Below are 22,921 nucleotides of genomic sequence, written 5' to 3'. Positions count from 1 at the left end.
TTTTTTAGAAAAAACAAAAATTAGATGTTTTTATATAAAACTAACTCTTTGGGTTACCCCATTCCTCCTTTTTATGAATAAATTTTTCCTTTTTTTCCTTAAAATGGGCAAGGCAGGTACTATTTAAAATTAATCTCTAACTCTTCCTGAGTGTATCCACATATAGATCTATATTTATTACTTATTTACTGAAAATTAGGTAATTTTTTTCTTTTGCGTCTTTTATGCAATCTCTGAAGTTCTATTTTCTTGGTTGTTCATTCTAACAGAAATTATTTTGGAAACGCCGTGTTCTTCCATTGTTACACCATACAAAATATCAGCCATTTCCATGGTTCGCTTATTATGAGTAACTACTAAAAACTGTGTCTTAGAAGAAAATTCACTTACCATTGCATTGTACCTGCCAACATTTGCATCATCTAAAGGAGCATCTACCTCATCTAAAATACAGAAAGGAGACGGTTTAGCCATAAAAAAAGCAAAAAGTAACGCAACAGCAGTAAGTGCCTTTTCCCCACCTGAACACAAAGAAATATTTTGGAGTTTTTTTCCTGCAGGTTGAGCATAAATATCTACACCGCTTTCTAGTAAGTTATTTTCATCAGTAAGCATCAAGTCTGCTTCTCCACCACCAAAAAGCTTTTTATATAAACTTTTAAAATTTTCTCTAACAATATCAAAAGTTTTTTTAAAGTTTTCCATAGTGGACTGGTTAATTTTCTTTATAACCTCATGCAAGTCTTCTTTGGCTTTTAGTAAATCTTGCTGTTGGGTTAATAAAAAGTTGTATCTTTGTTCTAAAGCATCATATTCTTCTTGAGCAGCTAGATTTATAGAACCTAACGTTTCCATTTTTCTTTTAATTCGATCTATTTCTTCATTGTTTACTTGGACATCATTAAAATCGTTTTTTATTTCTTCATAGTTTTTATTATAAACTTGCAAAAGTCTTTGTTCTAAATCATTTTTTTGATATTCAAAATTTTTTAAATCTACTTGCATAGAATTTACAGTACTATTTAATGCTTCTACTGTAGAACGTAAAGTATTCATTTTGTCTGCATCTATATCTAACGCTTCTTGCAAAGTTTGTTTGTCTATCAAAGAAACTTGTATCTGAGTTTCTTTAGAAGTTTGCTCTTCATATAATGCTTGTAACTTAGCAGTTTCTTCTTGCGCACAAGTAGTAAGCTCTACAAGCTTATTGTCATTTATCTCAATTTTATTTTCACAACTAGCTATTTGTCGCTCTATATTAGTTATATTATCTTGAAGATATTGCTGCCCTTTTTGTTTATTTTCAAGTTCAGAAGTTTTTTTATCCCAATCACTTCTTGCTTGCATCATTAAGGGAGCAATTAAGTCTTCCTCTTTCCTTACAGAAAACATATTGTCTTCAATAATTTTTAATTCCTCGTAAAGCCTATTTTCTTCATCAGTAAAATCTGTAAGTTGAGTTTCAAAAGCAGATATTTTGTCACTAAAAGAAGAAAGCTCTAAAGTTTTAGCATTAATTTCTTCTTCGTTTTTACATATCTCTTCAGAAACGCTTTTTATGTCATTTCTTTTTTCTTCAATTTGCAACTGCTTTCCTTCAATTTGAGTCTTTATTTTTATAGATTCAAACCCAATCCTTTCTTTTTCCAATTTTGAATTTATTTGATACTCATTTAGTTGGTTTATTTCAGACTGAATAGAGAATATATCCTGGGACAATTGTTCTGATTTTGTTTTAAGAGTTTTTATGTGTTCTTCAATCAAAACAGGCTTTTCAAAAGATATTTTTCCACCACCTTGTACAATTACATTACTATAAACTTTGTTTGCACAAACTAAAGTGTTAGAACAAATAAAACGAATTATTTTTTCGTCTTGAATATCATATTTTAAGTATTTTATAAGCTCTGTATAGCCTAATGGAAGTCTAATAGCACTGCTTTGGTAAGAATCTGTAATTTTGTCTGCAACTATAAAAGACAGTCTGCTTAAACCATTTTCTTCTAAAAAAGATATGGCTTCTTCTGCTTTTTGAGAAGTTTCGCAAACAAGATAATTTAATTTCTCTCCAAGCGCAGAAGCTATAAGGTCTGCTTTATCGTCTTCAAAATCAATCATACTACTTATTGGGCCTCTAGCTACAGAACCTAAATTAAGCACTGCCCTAATCGAGGATCTTACAGGATCTTGTTGGTCAAATTCTTTTAGTGTTGCTATACGAGACTGATTTGAAGCTATTTTTTCTTTATGTTCAAGCAAAAGATTTTCCAAAGCTTTTATTTTTCCTTCATTTTCTGATATTGTTTTATTAATTTCTTCTTTCTTTTTATCAAAAGACTCTAAAGAATCTTTCAAAGAAACTAGCTCTGTTTCTAGCAAAGTAATTTCTTTATTTGTAGGTTCAATTTCATTTTTAAGTCTTGATATAATCCTTTGTAAAGAAGCGATGTCTGCATCCAAGTGTATTTTAGATTCTGAAAGTTCTGCTTTTAAGTTAAGCTGAGTTTTTTTTTCAGACTCTAAGCTTGAAAGTCTGTTACGAATTTCATTCCCTCTTTTCCCATATTCCGACAACTTTAGTTTAATAGAATTATATTGTTCTTCTTTTTGCTTATATTCTTGCTCTAGCTTTTGTGTCTGAGAAAGTAAGTAAGTGTCATCAGTATTTAAATTTTTTAATTGTTCTTGTGTTTGTGTAATTTTATCTTTATTTAAAATAAGTTCTTGTTTTAGCTTTTCTTGTTCGGCTTTTATTTCAGCTTCTCTATTCATAGCGTTTTGTATTATCTGATCACAAACCCCAATTTGCATCTTTATATTACTAGCATCTCTATTTAAACTCACATAATGTTCATTTTTTTCATCTAAACTAATACGTGTTTCTTGTATTTGAACTTCTAATTTAGACATCGAAGTATTTGTGGATTCAAATTCTTTTATCTTTGGATCTAACTCATTTTTTAACCTTTCTATTTCCTGACTACCATAAGATATGTGTTTTACTAAAGAAGCAACTTCGTACTTAGCAAGCTCCTCTTGATATTGTTTATATTGTTTTGCCTTTTTTGCCGCCATCTCTAAAGCTGTTATCTGCTGCTTGTGTATACTAAGAGCATCTGAAAGACGAGACATATCCATATCTATTTTTTCAAGTTTTCGTAAAGTTTCTTCTCTTCTAACTTTATATTTAGAAACACCTGCAGCCTCCTCAAACAGTTCCCTTCGATCTTCAGGTTTTGCAGTAGTTAAAAAATCTACTTTTCCCTGTTCTATTATACAATAGCCCTCTGAGCCGACACCTGTATCCAAAAACATATCCCTTATGTCTTTAAGTCTACACTGTGTTTTATTTATAAAATACTCACTTTCTCCACTTCTAAAAAGTCTTCTTGTAATTGTAATTTCAGAATAATCTATAGGTAAAATGTTTTGTGAGTTATCAAACGTAAGAGAAACTTCCGCCATACCTGTAGTAGCTCTAGTTTGAGTACCGCCAAATATAACTTCCTGCATGTTTGAGCTTCTCATAGATTTAGCCCTTTGTTCTCCCAAACACCAGCGAATAGAATCAGATATATTAGACTTGCCACAACCATTTGGGCCAATAATACAAGAAATGCCTGGCTCAAAATCTAACACTGTTTTATCAGCAAAGGATTTAAATCCGCACATCTCTACTTTTTTTAAATACATTACATTTTCCTATAAGTTGAGTCTCTCTAAAAACCCAGTACTAATATTCTTCTGGAGAAAGGCCATCATAAGATTGTCTTAATCTTTTTTGTAAATAGGCTGCCTTTTTTTCATCATTGTTTAAAAAAGCTTTTGCAATAACAAAGCAAGAACATCCAACTGCAGAAATTAAAACAAACTTACCTAAAATCTCATATAAAGAATCTTTCTCTTTTAGCATACTCTACACTTCCTATTTTCTGTTTGTAAAATAACATCACCTGATGGATTTACAAGCCTTGCAGAAATGAAATGATCTCCAGGCGTAAAGTAAGACCAGTCAAACCACCAATAACCAGAAGCAAATCTACAAGGAAGCCATTCCCCATTGTTAAACGAAAGCTCAACATACCCTTCGTTAGAAGCTCCTACTCTAATAACGTAATGAAAGCCTTTAATATTTTCTGATTCAAATGGATAATCTATAACAATATAACTATTACAGTTATTTTTTAATTCTAGCTTTTTTTCATCTATAGATTTTGTTTTTAGTTTTGTTGCTTTTTTTAAACTTCTTTTTTTCTTTAATGCTTTAATAACCATTTTCCCATACCTCCGACTATATATTTTCGTCGTTATTCTAGGAGAGGAGCATAAATCTACAAAAACTATACACAACTTTAACTAAAAACTATCAAAAGTAGCATATACTGCATACTTTTTATAAATCCTACCATTCATCATTTCTGCCGTACGATGAGTCATAACATTATCATCTAACACCCAAGAAAGTTCGCAATGTTTATAACCCAACTTTAAAGCATTCTTAAGACCTTTTTCATACATAATAGCTTCTATGCCTTTATGTCTATATTCTTTTACAACTCCCATTACCATAAGTCTTAAACTATTTATTTTTCTTCTATAATACAAAAACTTAAAAATACCAAATGGCAAGATTTTACCATTTAATTTCTTTAAAACTTGGTTGTAATCCGGCAAGGATATAAGCATTCCCACAGCAACACCAGACATTTTAGCTATTATTATCATTTCAGGTTCTACAAAACTTTTTAGTTTCGACGCAATATATGCAAACTCTTCATCGCTCCAAGGGACAAATCCCCAGTTTTTCTCCCATGCGCAATTATATATAGATATTGCTGAAGCTAAATCTTCTTTAAAAGAACTCTTTTTTAAAGTTTCCACTTTTAGCATTGGCATTTTCTTTTTTGCCATATTAACGATTTTCCCAAGTCTAGCTACTCTAGAGTCACTTGTAACGTCCATATCATAAGCATAAAGTTCTTTTATTTTTTTTAATCCGCATTTTTCTGCAAGACACAAATAATATTCTGGAGTATATGGCATCATAATACTCGGTAAAATATTAAAACCTTCCATCAAAAATCCACATTCATCATTTGTGGAAGGGTTCATAGGTCCCATAATTTTATGTATGCCTTGCTCGCTTAACCAACTCTTAGCATTATCAAAAAGAAGTCTCGCAACAGTTACATCATCAATACATTCAAAAAAACCAAAAAAACCGCAATTATCGTTTTGAAAAGATATATAGTTATAATCAATGATAGCTGCAATCCTGCCTAAAGTTTTTCCTTGTTCATCACAAACTAAAAAAAGTTGCTTTTTTGCATGTAACCAAAAAGGATTTTTCTCGCTTAAAATTTCTTCTACGTCTATTTTTAATGGAGCCACCCAAAATTTATTATCTTTATAGATTTCCCATGAGAAATCTATAAACTGTTTTAGTTGTCTTTTATTTCTTATATTAACTATTTTCATATATTCACAGATTTTAAGCTATTACACCACAAGATTTCCCAACTTTTTTAAATTTTTCTAAGATAAAATTTAAATGTTCGTCAGTGTGTGTTGCCATATAACTTGTCCTAATAATTGCCTGTCCTTCAGGTACTGCAGGAGTTACAACAGGAGATGTAAAAACACCTTCATCAAAAAGCATTCGCCACATTTTAAATACCACCATATCTGTACCTACAGTTAAAGGTATAATAGGAGACTCTGAATTATTTGTATTAAAACCAAGAGATTTAAATGCTTCTTTCATTTTTTTTGCAGTATTCATAACTCTCGCTCTTCTTTCTGGTTCTTGCTGTATTAAATCTAAAGAAGCATCTATTGCCCCAACACACGCTGGCGGAAGACTTGCTGTAAAAATAATAGATCTTGCATTATGCCTTATGTAGTCTATAACTTCCATTTTACTTGCTATAAAACCACCTATAGACGCCATAGATTTAGAAGCTGTTGCCATTAAGACATCAACATCATCTTCCATGTTAAAATGTTCTCCAGTGCCTCTTCCATTTGCACCTAAGACACCTAAAGAATGAGCCTCATCTACAAAAACTCTTGCTCCATACTTCTTTGCAAGTATTGAAATTTCAGGAAGTTTTGCAATATCGCCTTCCATACTAAAAACACCATCAACAACTATAAGTATTCCTTTATCTTTGTATCTTATAAGTTGTCTTTCAAGGTCATCCATATCATTATGTCTAAATCTTGCCATCTGTCCAAAAGACAAACGACATCCATCTATTATTGAGGCATGATCTAATTTATCTGTAACAAAAACTTCACTTTTTGAGACTAAACATGACAAAGCTCCTAAGTTTGAGTGATGTCCTGTAGTAAATAAAATTGCATCTTCTTTGCCGACAAACTTTGCAAATTTTCTTTCAACTTTTTCATGCAAATCATTTGTACCGTTAAGAAGCCTTGACCCTGTACAAGAAGTACCATAATGACTAGCAGCTTTAGCAGAAGCTTCTATAACTTTAGGATGGTTTGCAAGTCCAAGATAATTATTAGAACAAACAACTACTCTTTTTTTACCTTCAACTGTAATTTCTGGCCCTTGTTCTGACTCAACTCTATGATAATATGGGTAATATCCTACTTTTTTTAGTTCATTTGCAGCCTGAAAATTAAAACATTTTTCAAAAATATCAGAGGGCATTAAAACATCTCCTATTTCATATTAGTTTATTAAAAAAACCTTTTTTTAAATACCAATTATATGTTATTTTAGAAGCAACTTCAAGACTAGTAAAAGACAATTTTAAGTCTTTTTCAACAGGTTTTGTATCACAAGACCAATTATCACAAAGCATTTCAGCTATTTTTTGTTCGTTTAAAACTAAAGGTTTACCTGTTATATACGATAATAATTTAGTTATAAAACCTACAACATCAAAAACAAAGTCAGGGATAATAATAGGAATTGTCTTAACACCTACACTATTAGATATAATTTTGCCAATATCGTCCCAAGTATATTTTGTAGAATTAGCAAGGTAATAAATATTATTATCTGACTTTCCTTTTTCTATAGATTTTACAATACCATTTGCAACATCTTTAACATAAACAAGTTGTAAAAATCTTTTTTTAATAGTTGTAGGTCGTAAATGTTTATTTACCAAGTTAAAAAATATAAATATATCTTTATCCCTGGGACCATAAACTGCAGCAGGTCTAAAAATTATATATGGAATTTTATCGCTCAATATATGTTTTATTTCAATCTCTGCAGCAAGTTTACTCCTACCATAATCAGAAACTGGACTTTCTTTATCTGTTACTGTCCTAAGAGAATTTAGATCAGAGGGGCCTTGTGCAGCCTGAGAAGAAATAAAGATAAACTTTTTTAAGGTTGGTTTATTTTCTAAAATCGCCCTACATAAAATTTTTGTATTTTCAACATTTACTCTAAAGTATTCTTCTTTGCTAAAAGCTCTTACAATACCTGCACAGTGTACAATAACATCAAAATCTTTAACTAAAACATCTAAAAAAAATTTATTATTCAAATTACCATACAAATATTCTAAAGGAAGATGTTTTATCCATTTTAAATTTGATGTCTCTCTGACTAAACATGAGACCTTATATTTTGCTTCAATTAAAGCTTCAACAATATGGCTCCCAACAAAACCATTTGATCCTGTAACTAATACTTTCAACATTATAATAACCTCTAAAAACTAAAAAATGGAATACTTACTTCTTTACTCTATCTTTTATTTAAAAGCATTATAGCTGAGATTAAGTAAATATCCTCGGCACTAGACCCTCTACTTAGATCGCTTACAGGGAGTGATAGACCTTGTAATATAGGCCCTAAAGCTTGGAATCCACCAAATCTTTCTGCAATCTTATAAGATATGTTTCCAGTATTTAAGTCTGGGAAAATCAAAATATTGGCGTTCCCTGCGACTAGAGAATTCGGTGCTTTCCTTTTACCTACACTTGGCACAATAGAAGCATCAAATTGTAATTCTCCATCAACGTTTACAGAGCTATCTTCTTTATAATATTCTTTTGTAAGCTGTGTAGCTTCTATTATTTTTGAAAGCATTTTATTTGTAGCACTACCTTTAGTTGAAAAAGAAAGCATTGCAACATTTGCAATTTTCCCTGGGAAAATTTTTTTATAACTGTCTACTGTAGATACTGCTATATTGTGTAATCCTAAAGCTTGAGGCTCTGGGTTTACAGCACAGTCTGCAAACATTAAAGGTTCTTTTGCTATAGGATGATTTTCTGGAGGAATCATAAGAAAATAAGATGAAATCATCTTTATGCCTTCTTGAGTACCAATAACATAAATAGCTGCTCTCAAGACATCTGCACTGTCATAAACAGCGCCTCCCACACACGCATCACATTCACCACTTTTAAGATACATCATAGAAAAATACAAAGGATTTTTTAACAAATCTATAGAATCTTGTTCAGACATGCCTTTTTTCATTCTTGCTTCAACAAAAAATTTAATTTTAGTACCATTTAATAAAGACCTGTCCATAGAAATTATTTCGATCCCAGTTAAATCAATATTGGCATTCTTCGCTATATTTTTAATATCTTCTAAATTATTTGTTGGCAAAACAACAGACGCTATAGCGTTTTTAGTAAGCATAGAAGCTGCCTTTAAAATTCTTATATCAAAACTTTCTGGAAAAATAACTTTACCTTTTATTTTTTTTGCAGCTTCTAAAATTTGTTTTCCAATATCCATCTTTCAAGTCTCCCTAAATAACTAATACCCACTTCTACTTGATAGAATCAGTCTCTCTTATTTGTTTACGTTTTATTTTACCACTTATTGTTTTTGGTAGCTCTTTTACAAATTCTATAATTCTTGGATATTTATATGGAGCTGTAACTCTTTTTACATGGCTTTGTAGCTCTAAAACAAGCTCTGGACTCGGACTATACTCTTTAGTAAGCACAATAGTAGCTTTAACAACTGAACCTCTAATATCATCAGGAACACCAGTAATAGCACATTCTAACACACTTGGATGTTCTAATAATGCACTTTCAACTTCAAATGGGCCAATTCTATATCCTGAACTTTTTATAACATCATCTGAACGACCTACAAACCAAATATATCCATCTTCATCTTTATATGCCATATCTCCAGTATCATATATCCCACCTTTCCAAACTTTTTCTGTCAAAGCATCATCTTTATAATAACCACAAAATAGACCTACTGGTCTAGACTCTTTAGTTCTAACCACAAGACGACCTTCTTGTCCAGACTGACAAGAATTATTTTGATTGTCTATAACATCTATATCCCAGCCTGCAGAGGGTCTTCCTACTGATCCTGGTTTTACTTTAATCCAGGGAAAAGTCGCAATAAAAGCAACACTTTCTGTTTGCCCAAATCCTTCTTTTATCTCTAAACCTGTCATCTGTTTAAATTTTACAAAAACTTCTGGATTTAAAGGCTCGCCTGCAGTTTCTGCATATTTCAAATTAGAAAAATCGTACTTTGAAAAATCTTCTTTTATCATATATCTGTATACTGTAGGAGGAGCACAAAAAGAAGTTACTTTATAATATGCAATTTTGGATAATAAATCTTGATATTCAAACCTTTCATAATCATAAACAAAAATACAAGCACCACACAACCATTGTCCATAAATTTTGCCCCAAGAAGCTTTACCCCATCCAGTATCTGCAACTGTAAGATGTAAAGAATTTTCATCTAAATTTTGCCAAAACCGTGCAGTAATAATGTGCCCTAAAGGATAAGAAAAATCATGACACACCATTTTAGGCATGCCAGTAGTTCCAGAAGTAAAATATAACAAAAATTTATCTTTTGAACTTGTTGATTGTGTACCAGTAGGTCTTTGAAAAACATCTGAACACTTCTGAACTTCCCTTGAATACTCAACCCATCCATCAACTTTACCTCTTACTGAAACTATATGTTCTAATTCAGGTAAATCTTTTTTTGCTTGTGTTACTATATCAATAATTCTACTATCTGAAGCTGCTACAATAATTTTTACACCTGCAGCTTTTACTCTATACTTTATATCTTTTGCCGTTAACAAGTGTGTTACTGGTATTAATAAAGCTCCTATTTTATGCAAAGCAACTGCACAATGCCAGTATTCATAATGTCTCTTTAGCATAAGTATAACTGCATCACCTTTCTTTATTCCCAAAGATTTAAAAAAATTTGCAGCCTTATTACTTTCTTTTTTTATATCTTTAAAAGTAAAAATCTTTTCTTCACCTTCAGGGTTACGCCAAACCATTGCTTTTTTATTAGGTTCAGATTTTGCTATCTCATCAACAACATCAAATCCAAAATTAAAATTGTCTGGGACAGAAATTTTACAGTTTTTAATAAAATCTTCATAAGATTTATAATTGATTTTTACAAACTTTTCAGCTATCATTTTTTCTCTCTTTTTTTTTATTTACGTTAAAACTATTTTAACTCAAGAATTACCGCTAATAATTTTGCAGGAGTGCCTCCTATGATAAATACACTATGATCATGGCCAGAATCAAAATACACACAATCCCCAACTTCTAAAATATACTCTTTGCCATCAAAAACAAACTTTACAGTCCCTTCTAAAACATAATTAAATTCTTGTCCTCTATGAGAATAAGAATGCTTCTGGGGCTGAAATGATGGTTCAATTTTAACTAAAAAAACTTCAGCGTTTTTTCCAACAAATTCATAAGCTAAATCTTGATATTTATATTCTTTCATTCTATTTACAGTTATCCCCTCACCTTTTTTAACAACAGATAACGCTTTTAAATGAGGTTCTTGTCCTGTTAAAAGTGCTGTTAGTTCTATATTGTACTTGCTAGCAATTGCAGAAAGTACTGTTATAGGAATGTCAAGAGAACCTTCTTCATACTTTACAAAAGTTTCAACATCTAAACTAATACTTTTTGAAAAAGCTTCTGCAGACAAACCTGCAATTTCTCTAATAGATTTAATTCTCATACCTATTTGTTTAAGAATATCTTTACAAGGCATCTACCCTCCATACTAGTTTTTAGAATTCAATATACTTACATTAAATATAATTTTTCCTTCAATGTTTATAGCTTTTAGGACATCAAAAGAGGTTGTATATTTATTTACATAGTTCTCAAAATTTTTTTGTAAAGCATCTTGAATTATAGGTTCCACTACAGAGTCTACAACACCTAAAACTAATAAATAAAGCTCCTTATCTTTTATGCCAATATAGTACATTTGCATTTGAGCTATTAAAGTACCATAAAAAGGATTTGTTCTAGCCATCATATTAATTTGAGATGCTATAAGCCTTCCAACAAATTCATCTTTTGTTATGTCATGTTTATCATTTATAATTTTGGGCACTAAAGAGCTGCCAACAAGTTCTACGAGATTTCTTGATTCATAGTCTGAGCGAGATATTCGCATATAAAAGTAACTTTTTATATCTTCAATGTTTTGCACAACTCTAAAGGCTAAAATTCTGTTTTTATCAAAAGCTGTTGCAACCATATACTGTATATTAGAGTCACTACTTAAAACAACTCTAACAACAGATAGGTTTACAGTTTGTATTGTATGCATTATTTGTGGAAATATTTTGACATCATTAGAAGCAAGATTGTCTATTATTATATCTAAATATAGAGTTCTACCAACAACAACAGCTTCAGAATCTAACCCACATTCTTTTTTTACAAGGGCTTGTAGATCTTGTGTAATTTCTCCTTTTTTGTAAGTAACCCCACAAGAAGTTAACAAAAAACCTAACATTAATAAGCTAAATGCAATTTTAAATTTTTTCACAATTACAGTTTTTTCCTGTACATATAGTATTCTAAGCTTTAATCTCTTTCGGAAAAATTAGAAATTATAGAATTCTCAGGCTTAGGCTTTCTTTTGCCTACACTTTCCATAACTTCTTCTAGCTCATCAAAATCAAGTTCTTTATCTTTTATAAGCCTTTTTGCTAACGCGTCTACAGCATCCCAATTTGATTTTAAAAACTCCTCCACTTTAGAATAACAAGAATTTATTATAGATATCGTTTCATCATTTAATTTTTCTTTTAAACTTTGAGACATTTCCTCTTTAGGTATAACAGAAAAATTTCCTACCAATCCATTGTTTCCCATACCAACTTTCCATACCATAGCATTCGCTATTGCCATAGCTCTAGAAAAGTCAGAAGAAACTCCTGTAGTAGTATTGTTGTACTTTAATTTTTCTGCAGTATACCCTGCAAGTGATACCATAATATCTGCAAGAAGTTCATCTTTATTCTCACTATGTAGCTCCTCTTTAGGCAATGGGGCAACAAGACCTAAAGATCCTTGATGTGATTTTACAGTAACTTTAAAAACATCGTCAGTTGGATGCATAAAATATATTGCCACAGCATGACCTGCTTCATGATAAGAGGTCATCTCAAGCTCTTTAGGTGTCATATCTAAATACGTTTCCATGCCTAAATCTATTCTATCCATAGCCTCTGATATATCTTTCATATCTATTTCTTCTTTATTTTCTCTTGTAGCAATTAAAGCTGCTTCTTTAATGATATTTTCAATATCAGCTGGAGATTTGTACACAGCTTTTCTTGCAAGCCTATCAATCTTTACCTCAGAAGACATTTTTACTTTTTTAAAATAGTACTTAAATATTTCTTCTCTTTCTTTTAGGTTTGGAAGAGTAATAGAAATTTTTCTATCAAATCTGCCAGGTCTAAGCAAAGCTCTATCTAAAACAGCTTCGTCAGCATTTGTTGCGGCTATAACAATAACATTACTTTTTCCATTATCTAAACCATCCATTTCCACAAGCAGCTGATTTTGAGTGCTGTTTGTTTCTTCTCTTCCAGAACACATATGAGAAAAAGTTCTGCCTCTTCCTATAACTTCAATTTCATCTATAAAAACTATACAAGCCCCATCAGTATAAGCATATTCTCTAGCTTTTTTAAAAAGACTTCTTACTCTGCTTGCTCCAACTCCAACAAGTATTTCAACAAATTCGCTACCAGCCATAGAAATAAATGGAATCTTACATTCTGTAGCTATAGCTTTTGCAATTAGAGTTTTTCCACAACCTGGAGGACCCATCAAAATAATACCTTTAATTATTTTGCCACCAATTTTCTGGACTTGCTTTCTATCCTTAATAAGTTTTACAACTTCTAAAGCTTCTTTTTTTGCAGCTTCAAGCCCTATAACATCTTTAAAAGAAACTTCAATATCTTTAGCTTTAATTCTCTTCTTTTTTAAGTTGCCAAAACCTCCTCTTGTAAATACTGTCATGTACATAAACACAAAAGCAGCAGCGCTTGCAAATGCTAATAAAAGTTGTACAGGCATTGTTGCAAGAGTCATCACCCTATAAAAAGACTCTAGTTTACTTAGTCCATAAATAGATAAACTTATAAGCCCTATAACAATAGCACCAACAATAAACCATATTTTGTTGTTTATAAAATATAATCTAAACTTTCGCAGCATTTGCAAAACCTCTCATCTTTGAGGCTCTCCCTAAAACCCTCTAACACATATCTTTACTTACTGTGCCATTTTTGACACTGCGGCGTTAAACACTCCTGTGTTACAAAACTGACGCTTATCACTCGATAATCTCTGTGTTTTTTGCCTTGCTTTGTCAAAAAATTCACTGCAATTATACGTATTAGTTTTTTAGACAGACCCTTTTATTATTTTACTTTTCCCTGATTTGCAACAGCTTCCATGGCTTTTTTGACAGCTTCTTGATCACCCAAATAATAATTCTTTATAGGCTTTAAATCCTCGTTTAATTCATAAACCAAAGGCATAGCTGTAGGTATATTTAAATTTACAATATCATTATCACTTATATTATCTAAATATTTAACCAAAGCTCTTAAACTATTTCCATGAGCTGCAATTATAATTTTTTTGTCTATTTTTATTTGAGGAACAATTTCTTTTTCCCAATAAGGAACTACTCTTTCTACTGTATCTTTTAAACATTCTGTTAAGGGAATCTCTTTTTTGGAAAGTCCAGAATATCTCTTATCTTTACCTGGGTATCTTTCGTCATTTTCTTCTAAAGGCATTGGAGGCACATCGTAACTTCTTCTCCATATCTTTACTTGATCCTGACCATATTTTGCTGCAGTTTCAGCTTTATTTAAGCCTTGCAGTGCACCATAGTGCCTTTCATTTAATCTCCAACTTTTTATGACTGGGATCCAAAGCAAATCCATTACATTTAAAACATTCCACAAAGTTTTTATCGCCCTTGAAAGTACAGATGTATAAGCTAAATCAAATGTAAATCCATCATCTTTTAGATGTTTACCAGCATCTAATGCCTCTTGATAACCTTTTTGAGATAAATCCACATCCGTCCAGCCAGTAAACTTGTTTTCTTTATTCCAAACACTTTCCCCATGCCTAATTAAAACAATTTTATACATTGTATTCCTCCGCAATTTAGGGCAATTATATTACATTTAAATTAAACACACAAATGAATGTGTATACGAAAAAATAATTTAGTTGCTAACAACTTCAAGACTAATCCTTTTAAGTTCAGTGTCCACTCTCAACACTTTAACTTTTAGCGTATCTCCTACGGAAACAACTTCATATGGATTTTTAACAAATTTTGAACTTAATTTTGATATATGTACAAGTCCATCTTGATGAACCCCAATATCTATAAAAGCTCCAAAATTAGTAACATTTGTAACAGTACCATCTAACACCATATCTTCTCTTAAGTCTTCTAAAGTGTTTACATCATCACTAAATTCTGCTGTTGAAAAATCTTTTCTTGGGTCAACACCTGGCTTTTTAAGTTCAGAAGTAATGTCATTTAAAGTTAATAGCCCTATCTCTTGAGTAACATATTTTTTAGGATCAATTTTTTTTATGAGTTCATCATTTCCCACAAGGCCTGTAATATCAACACACAAATCTTTTGCCATTTGTTCTACAACAGGATAACTCTCAGGATGAACAGCAGAGTTATCCAATGGGTTTAAGCCTCCAGCAATTCTTAAAAAACCTGCACATTGTTTAAATGTTTTTTCTCCAAATAGTGCTATTTTCATGAGATCATTTTTATCTTTAAAAGAACCGTTTTGGGTTCTATAGTTTACAATATTTTTAGCGACAATTTTACCTATACCAGCAATATACGATAATAATTCAGTTGAAGCAGAATTTAAGTTAGCTCCAACATAGTTTACTGCAGACTCAACTGTAGCATCCAATTGTTTCTTTAATTGTATTTGATTTACATCATGTTGATATTGACCTACTCCTATAGACTTAGGGTCTATCTTTACAAGTTCTGCTAAAGGATCTTGTAATCTCCTTGCTATACTTATTGCTCCTCTAACAGTAACATCTAAATCAGGAAATTCTAAGGAAGCTAATACAGAAGCAGAATATACTGAAGCTCCTGCCTCACTTACAGTTACAATTTTTGCATCTAAGCTGTGCTTTTTTAAAACATTTTTTACAAAAGTATTTGTTTCTTTTGACGCTGTACCATTGCCTATAGCTATAAGCTCTACATAGTATTCTTTTATCAAATCAATTAGTATATCTTCTGCTTCTTGTATTTTTGCTTGGGGCTCGTGAGGAAAAATTGCATGGTATTCTTTAAAATTTCCATTTTCATCTATGACAGCAACTTTACAACCAGTTCTAAAACCCGGATCCATACCCATTATAACCTTATGTCCAGCAGGAGGTGCAAGTAAAAGATTTTTTGCATTTGTAGCAAAAACATCTATAGCATCTTGGTCTGCTTGGTCCATTTTCGCTAAAAATATTTCTACCTGTAACGATGGATATAAATGTCTATCATATGCAGTTTTTACAGCAGTATAAAGCTCAGGATAAAATAAAGATCTATTATTTATTGCAACTTTTGAAAGTATTAAATCTATAGCATCTTGATCTTCTACAACTATTTTCCAAGATAAAACCTGTTCTTTTGAGCCTCGTCTTATTGCAAGTAATCTATGGCCTACAACGGTTTTTAAAGGTTCATTATAATCGTAGTACATTTCGTATTTTGTTTTTAAATTTTGGGCAGCTTTTGTAGCCTTAGAACGAATATTACCTGTTGAAACTATAAAATTTCTCAAGACTCCTCTAATAGTTGCATCATCTGACAATTGCTCTGCAATAATATCTATTGCTCCAGAAATTACTTTTTCAATAGTATCAATGCCTTTTTGTGGATTCAAATATTTTTTTATAATATTTTCTCTATTTTCTTTCATAGAAATCTTTTGTGCCAAAATTTCTATGGCAAGAGGTTCCAACCCATTAGCTTTTGCAATTGTCGCCTTAGTTTGTCTTTTTGGCTTATACGGAAGATAAATATCTTCTAATTTTGTTTTTTCTTTACACAGTTCTATTTGTTTTTTTAGTTCCGGGGTAAGTTTTTTTTGCTCTTGTATACTATTTAAAATGGTTTCCTTTCTTGTCTCAAGTTCGATATAGTATTGCAATTTTTCTGAAATATCTCTTACGTTTATTTCAGAAAAATTTCCTGTTTTTTCCTTTCTATATCTAGAAATGAAAGGCACCGTATCACCATCACTTAACATAACAACAGTGTTTCTAACTCCAACTTCAGATAAACTCAAATCTGTTGAAATCCAATCAATTATTTTCTCTGCACTCATTATAATCTCTCCCAAAAAAATAAATTACTTTTAAAACCCTTATATGTATAAATGCAGTGATTTTTTTGACAAAGCAAGGCAAAAACGCAAGACTTATCGTTGGATAAGATAAGCATAAGTTTTTAAACGAAGCTGTGCCCAAAAAAGCGCTGTAAAGATATGTGTTAAGGTTTTAGACAGACCCTTTAATATTTTTCTATATTACATCTTTTAATTAAACATCCCTCTTGGCATTTCAATGTACACGTGTTATCGCAAGGTTCTACATGAATTGTCACAGAAGTGTTTTCAAATTTTTCAGAAATCTGCAGTTTCATTTGTCTTGTTATATCGTGAGATTGTAAAACACTCATTTGAGGTCTAACAAGTATGTGAAACTCAATAAATCTTTTATTACCAGCTTTACGAGTCTTTAAAGCATGGTAACCAGAAATATAAGTATTTGAATGTATTATCCCCTCTATAAATTTAACTTCATCCTCAGGAAGACTTACATCAAACAAATCTTTAGAAGATTTAATTATAAGATTGTAAGCAGTTTTAATAATTATGCTAGCAACAAAAATAGCAGCAATAGAGTCTAGCCAATAAATATTTATTTTCGGATAAAAAAAATCACAAACAGTAATTACAAATAACGCAAGCATAACTCCTAAAGAAGTGTAGACATCTGTTCTTAAATGCCAGGCATCAGCCTCTATAGCAACAGAATCTACTTCTTTTGCTGCAACAAAAAGTTTTTTTGAAATAAAAAAATTGACACCTGCAGAAAACAACATAACTAAAACACCAACTACTGGCATTCGTATCTTTGAAGGATTCAAAAGATGGTATAGTGCTTCATAAACAATATAAATAGCAGCTATAAAAATAAGAAAAGCTTCTATTGTACCTGAAACATTTTCAAATTTTCCATATCCATATGGATGTTGTTTATCTTCAGGTTTTGAAGACTCTTTCACAGCAAAATATGCCATTAATGAAGCAACTAAATCTATTAACGAATGCACAGCCTCAGAAATAATTGATATTGAACCTACACATATGCCAACAAATAATTTACCTAATGTTAATGAAATATTAGAAAACACAGAAAGTCTTGCTGTCTTTATTGACTTTTTTAAAACACTCATTAAAAATCCCTTATTTTTTATCACTAAAGAATGCTAATTTTGCAGATATTATTCCTATATTGCTTTCAACTTTTATATAAATTGGCAATTTTTTTGTGTCAGCAGTAACCCAAATTAACATCTTACCACCTAAATCAATAATATTGTTTTCATAAATCAAGGGTTCTATAACAAAACAATTACGCTGACCTAAAACTGTATTTAATTGTTCTTTCCTTAAAACCATAATAGCTAACGGTACAGAAATATTTTGTGAATGTAAATTTAAAATATATTTATGCCCTGCTTTTAAATCAAGCGTTCTAATACAATACAAAATAGCTAAAATATCTTTTACATTTTTTAGCGTTTTCCCTTCCTTTATCATTCCATTTCTACTTAATCTATAGATTTTCTCTTTTGGCTCAAATACGACATGCTCGTACATTTCTTTACCATCTTGAAGCATTTTTGAAGTAAATTCAAAAGAATATATAGCATTATATTCAAATAAAGACTCAAAATGAGCGTCAAAAGAAAACATAGAAGACAAAAAATCATTTGTTACTACATTCAAACTAGCATAACGAACTTTTACTCCATTAATATACTTAAAACCTTTAAGCTCTAAACTTGCCTCACCAACAGGAAGCATATTCCACATTAACGTGTAGTCTATTTTTTCAAACTCTGGAATTAATTGTCTTGCAGGCAAATTTTTTGCAAAAAAGCCAATCATGCACATAATAAACAAAAATAGGAATTTAGCCTTATTTAACATTTTTTAACATCTCTAACAATTAAATTAACGGCCTGCTTTAAATCTTTACACACAGCGAAAGGTTTTATTTTTTCCTGATTTATTTTTTGTTTTTGGTTTTTACCATGACCAGTAAGCACTAAAATACCTTTTCCGCCAACATTAAAACCCAACAAATAATCTCTAATACTGTCACCAACTGTATAAGATTTTTTTAAATCTATATTAAAGTCTTTAGACCCTTGCATAACCATGCCTACTTTTGGTTTCCTACATTGGCAGTTATCTGCATCAACGTGAGGACAAAAATATATGCCGTCAATAGACGCTCCTGCTATCTTTAAAAGAGACAAAAATTTTTTATGAATCTTATCTAAATCTTTTAATGTAAACATACCTCTTGCAATTCCTGATTGGTTTGTTACAACTATTACTTTAAAACCAGCCCTTTTAAGCTTGTTAATACTTTCTGCAGTATAAGAATAAAGTTTAACTTGACCAGGAGAGCTTAAGTAATTTTTACTGTAGATAAGTGTGCCGTCTCTATCTAAAAAGACTGCAGGGTGTTTAATATACTGTTTTCCCACTGGAGTTTTCCTGTTATAAATTTAGGAGTTACTTTTAAAACTATAATTTTTTCCCTTACACTTTCATCAATATCTTTAAACTTTACAGCGTCTTTAGCTGTAATAATAAAATAAGCATTCTGGTATTTCTTAACAATATCAGTTAAGAATTTATTATCGAAATTACTATGATCTCTTAAAACTATACTATCCTTTATTTTTAATCCAGATTTTAAAATGGAATTTTTAAATCCATTTGTAAAACCCACAGCACTTAAGGAATATAAATTTGACTCTTTTAAATATCTAATGTCAAAAACTGTTTTTAAATCTAAATCTATATATTCAAAATTACTATAACAAGTTACTACAGGATCTTTCCCTGTTAAAGATAATATTTTTTTTTTTAGGTTTTCTAATTCTACATTAGTTACCATATCAGAATTTGTAAGCACTATAATATCAGCCCTTCTTAAAGAATTTATAGGTTCTCTTAAAATTCCTGCAGGTATTAACATTCCACTGCCAAAAGGATTAAAAGTATTTACACAAACTATATCTAAATCTCTTTTTATATTCCAATGTTGAAATCCGTCATCTAAAACATAAACATCTGTATTCAATTGGTCTGTAAATCTTCCAGCATTGGAATACCTGTCTGATCCGATAATAACACTTGCTTTGGGAACACTTTTAGCTATTAGCATCGGTTCATCGCCAGTAATAGAAACATCCATATCTATGTTGCCATTTGTTAATATCACTGCTTTTTTAGTTTTTCTTAAATATCCCCTGGTTAAAACTGTAGGACTTATCTTTTTTTTAACTAAAAGCTTTAAAAGTTCTATTACGATAGGGGTTTTTCCTGTGCCTCCAAAAGTTATATTGCCAACGCTTATTACAGGTTTTTGCAACTTTTTTGGTTTAGTGAATTTTCTATCTAGCTTATATAACCCATAATAAATTAAAGATATTGGATATAAAGACTTCATTTATTTTCTAACTCCCACAGTTTTACATACTTCATTAGAGTGTAAAATGAAGAGTAAAGTAAAGCAAGTACTAAACCCGTAATACCATCTAAAAAGCCTCTTTTTGATATATACATTTTAAAAAACATGAATGCAGGGTTTACTATCAAATTTACAACTTTAAACTTCTTTCCTTTTTGGAACATTTCTTTTGAACGCAAATCACTGTAAAAGTCAGATTTATTAATAAAGCTTTTTATACTATCATAAGGATAATGTAAAATATCTCCTTTAAAATAAAACGGCTTACCCTTATAATCTATATCCTCATGTACCAATTGATCCTTATATATTACCTTACTCTTGTTAAACAAAATAGGATGCCTATAATCTGGATACCAGCCAGAATGCATAATCCACTTATTTATAAATCGACTTTTTCTCGGAGCAACGTAAACATCAAATTTCAGATATCCTTGAAGGGTAGACTCTATTTCTTTTTTTAATTCTTGCGATACCCTTTCATCTGCATCAAGACATATAACCCATTGATAAGTGCAATGCTTTAAAGCGAAGTTTCTTTGTTTGCCAAAATACTCAAACTTATTCTGAACAACTTTACATCCAAGAGATTTGGCAATTTTAACCGTATTATCTGAGCTAAAATCGTCTATGACCACAATTTCGTCAACCCATTTAATACTTTCTATACAATCTTTGATACGTTTTTCTTCATTTTTAGTCAATATGTAGGCAGAAACTTTGTTCATTTTACTCTGTCCTAAAAACTGAGATTTTTAAAGAGATTTATGGGTTTCTCTAAAAACCCTAATACATATAATTTACTGCAGATTTTTTGACAAAGCAAGGCAAAAAACACAGGCTTTATTGGTATCCTAAGCATAAGTTTTTTAACACAGTAGTATCGCAAAAGACGCAATAAGGATATGCGTTAAGGCTTTTTAGAGAGACCCTTATATACTTCTAAAACATTTTTTATTGTGTTATTTAAAACGAACTTTTTCTCAACAAACTTTTTACCTTCTATTCCCATTTGCTTTGCAATATGTGGGTTTAAAATAAGTTTTTTTATTGCATTGGCAACTTGAATAGAATTTTTAGGTTCCACCATAAAACCAGTAACTCCATCTACAAATGCTTCAGAATTTCCTCCAATGTTGGTAACAACTACAGGCTTTTCTAAAGATTGTGCCTCCACAACAACGTTCGGCATACCTTCTGTATCCCAAGCAAGCAAGCAAAATATATCCATAGCCAAAATATATTTAGGAACATCATCTTGATAACCTGTAAAACAAACTATATCATCAACATTAAGCTTTTTGGCATATGCTTGCTGTTCCTGTAAGCCTTTACCAGAACCCACTATTAAGTATCTTAAATCAGGAAACTCCTCTCTTAACATTTTTGCTGCTTCCATAAGATATGTTTGCCCTTTACCTTTAAAGTCTACAATTTGAGAAACCGTACCCACAACTTTTTTATTTTCTAAAGAATATTTCTTAATAACATCACTATAATCTATATTTTTGTTAAATTTTTCAAAATTGACTCCATTATAGACAACCATAATTTTTTTAGGATCAACTTTTTCATACTTTATTAGACCATTAGCAACCGCTTGTGACACAGTTATAATAGCATCAGCAAATTTATAATGATTTTTACTTATAAAGCTATGTCTAGTATCTTGCCTTCTATGAAAAACAACTTTAATTTTATTTAAACACAAGAATTTTACTATAAGTGAAGTCCAGTAGAGTTTACCTTGATGAACATGCAGTATGTTTATATTATTTCTTTTAATAATCTTTACAAGTTTTAAAATACCACAGGGATCAAAAGAATTAACTGCTTTAAATGTTACTATCTTAATATTTCTTTTCAAAGCCTCTTTGGACATTTGACTTTCATAAGGAACAGCAACTATATTATCGCAAACTCCTGACTTTTGTAAATTTTCAGCCAAGAGAAGTGTAGTTTTTTCTGCTCCACCAAAAGAGTAAGATGAAAAAATGTGTAAAATTTTATATCTCATCTAAATACTTTACCCCACAAAGATATATATTCCTTGACTGTCATTTTAAGAAAAGCTTCAGCATACATCATACCTTGTTCTTTAATTTCACCCCAATATCGATTTAACCCTTGAGCAATTTTTATATAATCTCTTGTTATAATCTGAGTTTTATAGCACTCTATTGCTTGTCTTTTAACATCCCATTCCTTACTTATATCAAATAAACAATTCGGATTAAGTGGAGACCACACAGAATAAGCATATATCATAAAATTCAATTTTATTTTCTTCCTTAGTTCATTAATTGCCCAAGAAACAGCTATATGGTCATTATGTTTGTCAAAAAAGAAAGGTATAAAAACTGCTTCTGGCTTTACAGAATTCAAGACAAAACCCAAATTTTCTTTAAAATTTTTATTACAATTTAGGTTACGTGAAGAAAAATGCATATAATGATTTTTCTTAGACCCTATTATTTCTGCAGCTCTTTTAGATTCTTCCATTCTCTCTTGCGAGTCATTTGTACAAAAAACAATTTCTAAATGCCCTCCAGATTTTACATGCTTTATCAATGTCCCAGCACACCCAACAGCTTCATCATCTTGGTGAGGAGCTATAGCTAAAACTTTATTTGCATAAATATTATCTTCTTTTGGTATAGAATAATTTATAAGCGGTTGAATATATTCATAAAGTCTAAATAAATGTATATTTTTTAAACGTTTCATTGTTTTTTCCAAACTTAAATGTAAATCAAATAATTTAGACTGA

Annotated in this window: 20 protein-coding genes; all 20 read right to left on the bottom strand. The window is 30.8% G+C overall.

What is annotated here, in order from left to right:
* Positions 1-222 precede the first annotated feature (222 nt).
* Complete coding sequence (smc, locus tag LBD57_RS05870) at positions 223-3,693, bottom strand: chromosome segregation protein SMC (RefSeq protein WP_373470402.1); 3,471 nt, start codon at positions 3,691-3,693, stop codon at positions 223-225.
* 40 nt (positions 3,694-3,733) lie between these two features.
* Positions 3,734-3,913: a hypothetical protein gene (locus tag LBD57_RS05865; RefSeq protein ID WP_373470401.1), complete on the bottom strand. Its 180-nt coding sequence runs from the start codon at positions 3,911-3,913 to the stop codon at positions 3,734-3,736.
* Positions 3,907-4,275, bottom strand: a complete 369-nt coding sequence (locus LBD57_RS05860; protein ID WP_373470400.1) for a hypothetical protein — start codon at positions 4,273-4,275, stop codon at positions 3,907-3,909. The genes LBD57_RS05865 and LBD57_RS05860 overlap by 7 nt, the downstream gene beginning before the upstream one ends.
* Positions 4,276-4,356: 81 nt before the next feature.
* On the bottom strand, positions 4,357-5,478 hold the full coding sequence (locus LBD57_RS05855) for a hypothetical protein (RefSeq protein WP_373470399.1): 1,122 nt from the start codon (positions 5,476-5,478) through the stop codon (positions 4,357-4,359).
* A 13-nt stretch (positions 5,479-5,491) separates the two neighbouring features.
* Complete coding sequence (locus LBD57_RS05850; RefSeq protein ID WP_373470398.1) at positions 5,492-6,679, bottom strand: aminotransferase class I/II-fold pyridoxal phosphate-dependent enzyme; 1,188 nt, start codon at positions 6,677-6,679, stop codon at positions 5,492-5,494.
* Positions 6,680-6,695: 16 nt separating this feature from the next.
* Positions 6,696-7,688 (bottom strand): NAD-dependent epimerase/dehydratase family protein, encoded by a 993-nt coding sequence (locus LBD57_RS05845; protein ID WP_373470397.1) that lies wholly within the window; start codon positions 7,686-7,688, stop codon positions 6,696-6,698.
* A gap of 47 nt (positions 7,689-7,735) precedes the next feature.
* Positions 7,736-8,743: a phosphate acetyltransferase gene (pta, locus tag LBD57_RS05840; protein WP_373470396.1), complete on the bottom strand. Its 1,008-nt coding sequence runs from the start codon at positions 8,741-8,743 to the stop codon at positions 7,736-7,738.
* A gap of 34 nt (positions 8,744-8,777) precedes the next feature.
* On the bottom strand, positions 8,778-10,436 hold the full coding sequence (locus tag LBD57_RS05835; protein WP_373470395.1) for an AMP-binding protein: 1,659 nt from the start codon (positions 10,434-10,436) through the stop codon (positions 8,778-8,780).
* Between the two features lie 32 nt (positions 10,437-10,468).
* Complete coding sequence (locus LBD57_RS05830; protein ID WP_373470394.1) at positions 10,469-11,035, bottom strand: helix-turn-helix domain-containing protein; 567 nt, start codon at positions 11,033-11,035, stop codon at positions 10,469-10,471.
* A gap of 12 nt (positions 11,036-11,047) precedes the next feature.
* A complete protein-coding gene (locus LBD57_RS05825; RefSeq protein ID WP_373470393.1) occupies positions 11,048-11,827 on the bottom strand; it encodes a hypothetical protein in 780 nt (259 codons plus the stop codon).
* Between the two features lie 38 nt (positions 11,828-11,865).
* Positions 11,866-13,515: an AAA family ATPase gene (locus LBD57_RS05820; RefSeq protein ID WP_373470392.1), complete on the bottom strand. Its 1,650-nt coding sequence runs from the start codon at positions 13,513-13,515 to the stop codon at positions 11,866-11,868.
* A 206-nt stretch (positions 13,516-13,721) separates the two neighbouring features.
* A complete protein-coding gene (gpmA, locus tag LBD57_RS05815) occupies positions 13,722-14,468 on the bottom strand; it encodes a 2,3-diphosphoglycerate-dependent phosphoglycerate mutase (RefSeq protein ID WP_373470391.1) in 747 nt (248 codons plus the stop codon).
* Positions 14,469-14,546: 78 nt separating this feature from the next.
* The gene (locus LBD57_RS05810) at positions 14,547-16,700 is read right to left on the bottom strand and encodes a Tex family protein (RefSeq protein WP_373470390.1); all 2,154 of its coding nucleotides are present in this window, start codon (positions 16,698-16,700) and stop codon (positions 14,547-14,549) included.
* Between the two features lie 185 nt (positions 16,701-16,885).
* Positions 16,886-17,833: a cation diffusion facilitator family transporter gene (locus LBD57_RS05805; protein ID WP_373470389.1), complete on the bottom strand. Its 948-nt coding sequence runs from the start codon at positions 17,831-17,833 to the stop codon at positions 16,886-16,888.
* Between the two features lie 10 nt (positions 17,834-17,843).
* On the bottom strand, positions 17,844-18,593 hold the full coding sequence (locus LBD57_RS05800) for a DUF3108 domain-containing protein (protein ID WP_373470388.1): 750 nt from the start codon (positions 18,591-18,593) through the stop codon (positions 17,844-17,846).
* Positions 18,587-19,159 carry a D-glycero-alpha-D-manno-heptose-1,7-bisphosphate 7-phosphatase gene (locus tag LBD57_RS05795; protein ID WP_373470387.1) on the bottom strand — a complete coding sequence of 191 codons (573 nt, stop codon included), beginning with the start codon at positions 19,157-19,159 and terminating at the stop codon, positions 18,587-18,589. The genes LBD57_RS05800 and LBD57_RS05795 overlap by 7 nt, the downstream gene beginning before the upstream one ends.
* On the bottom strand, positions 19,120-20,130 hold the full coding sequence (gene lpxK, locus LBD57_RS05790) for a tetraacyldisaccharide 4'-kinase (protein ID WP_373470386.1): 1,011 nt from the start codon (positions 20,128-20,130) through the stop codon (positions 19,120-19,122). The genes LBD57_RS05795 and lpxK overlap by 40 nt, the downstream gene beginning before the upstream one ends.
* Complete coding sequence (locus LBD57_RS05785) at positions 20,127-20,879, bottom strand: glycosyltransferase family 2 protein (RefSeq protein WP_373470385.1); 753 nt, start codon at positions 20,877-20,879, stop codon at positions 20,127-20,129. The genes lpxK and LBD57_RS05785 overlap by 4 nt, the downstream gene beginning before the upstream one ends.
* A gap of 182 nt (positions 20,880-21,061) precedes the next feature.
* On the bottom strand, positions 21,062-22,168 hold the full coding sequence (locus LBD57_RS05780; protein WP_373470384.1) for a glycosyltransferase family 4 protein: 1,107 nt from the start codon (positions 22,166-22,168) through the stop codon (positions 21,062-21,064).
* The gene (locus tag LBD57_RS05775; RefSeq protein ID WP_373470383.1) at positions 22,165-22,878 is read right to left on the bottom strand and encodes a PIG-L deacetylase family protein; all 714 of its coding nucleotides are present in this window, start codon (positions 22,876-22,878) and stop codon (positions 22,165-22,167) included. The genes LBD57_RS05780 and LBD57_RS05775 overlap by 4 nt, the downstream gene beginning before the upstream one ends.
* Between the last annotated feature and the right edge of the window lie 43 nt (positions 22,879-22,921).

Origin of the sequence: Candidatus Endomicrobiellum cubanum, assembly GCF_031278955.1 — a bacterium.
GTDB classification, from domain to species: domain Bacteria; phylum Elusimicrobiota; class Endomicrobiia; order Endomicrobiales; family Endomicrobiaceae; genus Endomicrobiellum; species Endomicrobiellum cubanum.
This window is presented reverse-complemented; position numbering and strand designations above follow the sequence as displayed.

What these genes read in the sequence shown, in the direction of transcription:
- LBD57_RS05860 (WP_373470400.1), bottom strand. Translation starts at nt 4,275, where the DNA reads ATGGTTATTAAAGCATTAAAGAAAAAAAGAAGTTTAAAAAAAGCAACA.
- LBD57_RS05805 (WP_373470389.1), bottom strand. Translation starts at nt 17,833, where the DNA reads ATGAGTGTTTTAAAAAAGTCAATAAAGACAGCAAGACTTTCTGTGTTT.
- LBD57_RS05830 (WP_373470394.1), bottom strand. Translation starts at nt 11,035, where the DNA reads ATGCCTTGTAAAGATATTCTTAAACAAATAGGTATGAGAATTAAATCT.
- LBD57_RS05780 (WP_373470384.1), bottom strand. Translation starts at nt 22,168, where the DNA reads ATGAGATATAAAATTTTACACATTTTTTCATCTTACTCTTTTGGTGGA.
- LBD57_RS05820 (WP_373470392.1), bottom strand. Translation starts at nt 13,515, where the DNA reads ATGCTGCGAAAGTTTAGATTATATTTTATAAACAACAAAATATGGTTT.
- LBD57_RS05775 (WP_373470383.1), bottom strand. Translation starts at nt 22,878, where the DNA reads ATGAAACGTTTAAAAAATATACATTTATTTAGACTTTATGAATATATT.
- LBD57_RS05845 (WP_373470397.1), bottom strand. Translation starts at nt 7,688, where the DNA reads ATGTTGAAAGTATTAGTTACAGGATCAAATGGTTTTGTTGGGAGCCAT.
- lpxK (WP_373470386.1), bottom strand. Translation starts at nt 20,130, where the DNA reads ATGAAGTCTTTATATCCAATATCTTTAATTTATTATGGGTTATATAAG.
- pta (WP_373470396.1), bottom strand. Translation starts at nt 8,743, where the DNA reads ATGGATATTGGAAAACAAATTTTAGAAGCTGCAAAAAAAATAAAAGGT.
- LBD57_RS05855 (WP_373470399.1), bottom strand. Translation starts at nt 5,478, where the DNA reads ATGAAAATAGTTAATATAAGAAATAAAAGACAACTAAAACAGTTTATA.
- LBD57_RS05800 (WP_373470388.1), bottom strand. Translation starts at nt 18,593, where the DNA reads ATGTTAAATAAGGCTAAATTCCTATTTTTGTTTATTATGTGCATGATT.
- smc (WP_373470402.1), bottom strand. Translation starts at nt 3,693, where the DNA reads ATGTATTTAAAAAAAGTAGAGATGTGCGGATTTAAATCCTTTGCTGAT.
- LBD57_RS05835 (WP_373470395.1), bottom strand. Translation starts at nt 10,436, where the DNA reads ATGATAGCTGAAAAGTTTGTAAAAATCAATTATAAATCTTATGAAGAT.
- gpmA (WP_373470391.1), bottom strand. Translation starts at nt 14,468, where the DNA reads ATGTATAAAATTGTTTTAATTAGGCATGGGGAAAGTGTTTGGAATAAA.
- LBD57_RS05785 (WP_373470385.1), bottom strand. Translation starts at nt 20,879, where the DNA reads ATGAACAAAGTTTCTGCCTACATATTGACTAAAAATGAAGAAAAACGT.
- LBD57_RS05865 (WP_373470401.1), bottom strand. Translation starts at nt 3,913, where the DNA reads ATGCTAAAAGAGAAAGATTCTTTATATGAGATTTTAGGTAAGTTTGTT.
- LBD57_RS05850 (WP_373470398.1), bottom strand. Translation starts at nt 6,679, where the DNA reads ATGCCCTCTGATATTTTTGAAAAATGTTTTAATTTTCAGGCTGCAAAT.
- LBD57_RS05810 (WP_373470390.1), bottom strand. Translation starts at nt 16,700, where the DNA reads ATGAGTGCAGAGAAAATAATTGATTGGATTTCAACAGATTTGAGTTTA.